General features: G+C 71.2%; 4 protein-coding genes. All 4 read right to left on the minus strand.

Annotated elements, in window-relative coordinates:
* Positions 1–220 precede the first annotated feature (220 nt).
* Entirely contained in the window at positions 221–409 is a 189-nt protein-coding gene (locus QH283_RS26435) for a hypothetical protein (RefSeq protein ID WP_280505646.1), read from the minus strand.
* Entirely contained in the window at positions 406–900 is a 495-nt protein-coding gene (locus QH283_RS26440) for a MogA/MoaB family molybdenum cofactor biosynthesis protein (RefSeq protein WP_280505649.1), read from the minus strand. The genes QH283_RS26435 and QH283_RS26440 overlap by 4 nt, the downstream gene beginning before the upstream one ends.
* A gap of 197 nt (positions 901–1,097) precedes the next feature.
* The gene (locus QH283_RS26445) at positions 1,098–2,393 is read right to left on the minus strand and encodes a S1C family serine protease (RefSeq protein WP_280505647.1); all 1,296 of its coding nucleotides are present in this window, start codon (positions 2,391–2,393) and stop codon (positions 1,098–1,100) included.
* 160 nt (positions 2,394–2,553) lie between these two features.
* Positions 2,554–3,952 (minus strand): HAMP domain-containing sensor histidine kinase (locus QH283_RS26450; RefSeq protein ID WP_280505648.1); only part of this gene is annotated, 1,399 nt, incomplete at its 5' end.

The raw sequence follows: 3,952 nt of genomic DNA on the forward strand, positions 1-3,952 counted from the left end.
CATGGCCTCTCATGCCGATATCTCTTGACGTGCATAAATGCAGCGTGCTGGGCATGAGTCGAGCGCAAAGAGTTATCCCGGATACGACCGCCCCGAACCGAACCTCACCGCACACCACCAGCGGAAATGAGAAAGATCACAGCAATATGTGAACGGCGCGCCGAAGTTACCGGCGGGGAAATGATGGGCGCGTGCAGAACACGCGCCCGGACGAAACGGCTCAACCGTGGTGCGGGGGCACCTGGGAGCGTAGCCAGTCGTCGCCCGAGTCCGTCCGCACGCGCGGATCGTCCTCCCGCGCGTCGGCGGTGGTGTCGGGCAGGGTGTCGCCGAAGATGCGCGCCAGGCGCGCGGCATCTCCCGCCCGGCGGCGCGCCGGGCGGGAGTCGTCGTGGGTCTCGCCGGTCATTCCGCCAGACCGGACAGCTCGCCGATCACCTTGCCCGCCAAGGGCGCCAGCGTGGCCATGGTGTCGCGCACGGCCGCGCGGGTGCCGGGCAGATTGACGACGAGAGTGGAGCCGGAGATCCCGGCCAGGCCGCGGGACAGACCGGCGTCGAGCGAGCCGGCGACACGGCCGGAGGCGCGCAGCGCCTCGCTGATGCCGGGCAGCTCGCGATCGAGCACCTGAGAGGTGGCCTCGGGAGTCACATCCCGCGGGGACATGCCCGTGCCACCCACCGACACCACCAGGTCGACGCCCCCGATGACCGCGGTGTTGAGCGCGTTGCGGATCTCCACCTCGTCGGCCTGCACCGACACCGAGGCGTCCACCAGGAAACCGGCCTCGGTGAGCAGTTCGGTCACCAGCGGGCCGATCGAGTCCACGCCACCGTGGGCGGTCCGATCGTCGACGACAACCACGAGAGCGCGACCTGCCACAGGAGCATCGATATCCATAGTGCTCACCGTAGCGCGCGAACCGAACATGTCAGGGTCCGAACCGAAGATGTCCGGCTCGGAACCGAGGAACTCGGGCCCGAGCGGATCAGAGCCGAGCAGGTCTGTACCGGGCAGGTCTGTGCCGGGCAGGTCGGCCGTGCTCGGCGTCCCCCTGCCGGTGACCAGGCGCAGCCCGATGTCCTGTCGGTGGCCGCTCACCGCGCGCCGTCCACGGTCGCGGCGGTGAGGGTGACCTCGACCGTGGTGGGATTGTTGCCTGTGTCGTCGGTGTAGGTCACCTTCACCTTGTCTCCTGGTTGCCTGGAACGGACGGCCGCGATGAGCGCCTCGCCCGAATCGATCACGCGGTCGTCGAGCTTGGTGATCACCGCACCGGCGGGTATACCCGCTTCCGCGGCGGGTCCACCGGGTGTGGCCTCCAACACAAGAGCGACGCTGTCCTGGGGGCGCAGTTTGATGCCGATCTGGGCGTAGGTGGCCCGGCCGGTGTCGATCAGTTCCCTGGCGACCCGGCGCGCCTGGTCGACCGGGATCGCGAAGCCGAGACCGATGGAACCGCTCTGTTGGCCGCCGAGACCGCCGGAGCCGAGTGTGGCGATGGCGGTGTTGATGCCGATGAGCCTGCCGTCGTAGTCGACCAGCGCGCCGCCGGAGTTGCCGGGGTTGATGGCGGCGTCGGTCTGGATGGCGTCGATGACCGGCTGCGGGGCGTTCGGATTGTCGGTGCCCTGCCCGCTGGTGGAGACCGGGCGGTTGAGCGCGGAGACGATGCCGGTGGTGACCGTGCCCGCCAGGCCGAGCGGCGAGCCGATGGCGATGACCGGCTCCCCCACCTGCAGATCGGCCGAGGTGCCCATCTCGATCGGCGTCAGATCGGTGCGCCCCTCCACCTTGATCACCGCCAGATCGGAGACCGGGTCGGCGCCGACGATGCGCGCGGGCGCGCTGGTGCCGTCGGAGAATCGGACCACGATGGTGGCGTTGCTGCCGCCGCCGGAGGCGACGTGGTTGTTGGTCAGGATCAGTCCGTCGGAGGAGAGCACCACCCCCGAACCCTCGCCCTCGGCTCGATTGCTGGCGACCTCGATCATCACCACGCTCGGCAGCACCTTCTGCGCGACCGCCTGGGTGGAGCCCGCGGGCGCGTTGGCCACGGTGCTCACGTCCGGCCGCGGCGCGTCCAATGCGTTGGTGACCGGCGGCCTGCTGTCCTCGCGGGTGGCGATCACCCCGACCGCCCCGCCCACGCCGCCGCTGACCAGAGCGAGCACCACCGCGCCCGCCAGCAGCCCGGCGCGCGATGAGCGCGCGGGCCGCGGCGGCGCGAGCTGCGCGGTCGCGGCGCTCACCGGTCCCCCGGCGAACGGCTGCGTCGGATCGGGCCCGGTGTGATGGGGCCCAGCGGGATGGGGCCCGGCAGGATGGGGGCCGGGGATGTGGTTCGGCTGGTGCGCGGGCCGCGAACCGCCGGCCCCGAATTCCTCCGTCATGGCGTACTCGTTTCTCCTCACGTCCACCGTCGAGCCTGGCCGCGACGGCTTAAAGCGAACTGAGATCGCGCTTGCAGTTGTCCGAGAGTGCCCCCGCGCGGGCCGGGGCGCAATCACCCGGGCACCGATCACCACCCGGATCGTTACCGGCGGGCTCGGCTCACCCGGCCCGGACCGGCCCGGCCACCGGGGTGCCCGCCTCACCGGGCAGCACGATGCGGATGGCCGCGCCGCCACGCTCGGAGTTCTCGATGGTGATGGTGCCACCGTGTTTGGTGACCACCTGCTTGACGATGGCCAGCCCGAGCCCGGAACCGGGCATGGACCGCGAGGCGGTGGTGCGGTAGAAGCGCTCGAACACCAGCTCCCGCTCCTCCGGCGCGATCCCCGGCCCTGCGTCGTCGACGGTCAGCTCGAGCAGCCCGCGGCCGGTTTCGCGCATGCCCACACGCACCTGCTCCCCCGCCGGGCTCCACTTGGCGGCATTGTCGAGCACGTTGAGGATGGCGCGCTCCAGCGCGGCGTCGTGGCCGTAGACGAACCACGGCCGCAGCTCGGCGACGAACTCGACGTCGGCGCGACGGCGGCGGGCCCGTTCCAGCGCCCGCTCGGTGACCTCGCCGAGGTCGACCCGGTCGTAGACGGCCTCGGGGGCGTCCTCGCGGGCCAGGTCGACCAGATCGCCGACCAGGGTGGACAGCTCCTCGATCTGGGCGATCACGTCGGCGCGCAGATCGGCCATGTCCTGCTCGGGCAGGCTCGGCGCGTCGGGGCGGCCCGCGGCGATGAGCAGTTCCATATTGGTGCGCAGCGAGGTCAGCGGGGTGCGCAGTTCATGGCCCGCGTCGGCGACGAGTCTGCGCTGGCGGTCGCGGGATTCGGCGAGCGCGCGCAGCATGGTGTTGAAACTCTCGGTCAGCCGCGCCAATTCGTCGTCGCCGCTGACCGGGATCGGGGTCAGGTCGTCGGTGCGGGCGATGCGCTCGGTGGCCGCGGTCAGCCTGGCGATCGGCCGCAGGCCGGTCCGGCCGACCGCGGTGCCCGCCGCGGCGGCCAGCACCACGCCGCAACCGCCGACCACGAACAGCAGCCAGGCCAGCCGGTCGAGCACCTCCCGCGTCGGCTCGAGCCGCTGGGAGATCACCAGCGTGGCGCCGGAATTGGTGTGCACCGCCAGCACCCGCTGGCTGTCGACGGTGCGCAGCGAACTGGCCAGCTCACCGTCGGCCACCGCCAGCTCCTGTTCACCCACCGGCGGGATGGTGCGCTGGGGCGGCATGTACGGCTTGTGGTCGGCGAAGATCAGCGCCACGCCGACGTCGTTGGAGTACAGCCCGGCCAGGATGATCGACTGGAAGCCGAGGGACTCGAAGTTGTTGTCGATCATGGTGGCGGCCCTGGCGCGCAACGCCTCGTCGACATCGGCGTAGAGCGCGCGCGCCACCATCGCGTAGGCGGCGATCGAGGTGACCGCGACGGCGATGGCCACCACCGAGGCGGCCAGCAGGGTGAGCCGCCAGCGCAGAGATACCGAACTCGTCTGCGGCATGGGCGGGCGC

The organism is Nocardia farcinica, from assembly GCF_029867845.1.
Classification (GTDB): domain Bacteria; phylum Actinomycetota; class Actinomycetes; order Mycobacteriales; family Mycobacteriaceae; genus Nocardia; species Nocardia farcinica_A.

Coding starts and splice junctions, on each gene's coding strand:
- QH283_RS26440 (WP_280505649.1), bottom strand. CDS start 900: ATGGATATCGATGCTCCTGTGGCAGGTCGCGCTCTCGTGGTTGTCGTC.
- QH283_RS26445 (WP_280505647.1), bottom strand. CDS start 2,393: ATGACGGAGGAATTCGGGGCCGGCGGTTCGCGGCCCGCGCACCAGCCG.
- QH283_RS26435 (WP_280505646.1), bottom strand. CDS start 409: ATGACCGGCGAGACCCACGACGACTCCCGCCCGGCGCGCCGCCGGGCG.